1 pseudogene is annotated in these 555 nt (G+C 71.2%); it reads right to left on the bottom strand.

Annotated elements, in window-relative coordinates:
* Window positions 1–555: pseudogene (locus NS334_RS18735) on the bottom strand (hypothetical protein); the annotation flags it as partial.

The following is a 555-nucleotide window of genomic DNA, read 5'->3' as shown; positions in this document are numbered from 1 at the left end:
GAGGCGCGCGGGCCATGCGCGAACAGGCGCTGCCCGGCCGCGAAGCCGGAAGCGAAGGTGAACGCGCCCGGCTCGGTGCGGCAGATCGTCCCGCCGTGGCGCGTCACCGCGAGCTGGAATGCCGCGCGGCGGGTGGCGGCGGCGCGGTGGTCCGGCGGCCCCTCCACCATCGCGAAGGTGCGATGACCAAGCCCGATCGCATGGCCGACCAGATCCTCGATCCCGGCGTCGTCGTCGATCTGGACGAAGGGCAGGCCGCAGTCGCGATCGATCGGGTCGATCAGCACCGCCGGCACCTGGCAGCGCGCCAGCGTGGCGAGCAGGGTGGCGCTGTTGCACAGTGGCGGTGGCACGATCACGCCGTGGAAGTCGGCGGTGCGCAGCATCCGGTCCACCTGGCCCGCGACATCGGCATCGTCGAGATCGATATGCTCCAGGACGAGGTGATAGCCGCGCTGCCGGCAGATTTCCGCCGCGCCACGGCTGAACGCGACGCTGTAATGCGCGCTCAACGCCGCTGACAGAACGCCGATCAGGAAGGTGCGTTCCGCCGCC

This window comes from Sphingomonas endophytica (assembly GCF_001476895.1).
GTDB classification, from domain to species: Bacteria; Pseudomonadota; Alphaproteobacteria; order Sphingomonadales; family Sphingomonadaceae; genus Sphingomonas; species Sphingomonas endophytica_A.
The sequence above is the reverse complement of the archived record's forward strand: the minus strand, read 5'-3'. Positions and strand labels throughout refer to the sequence as shown.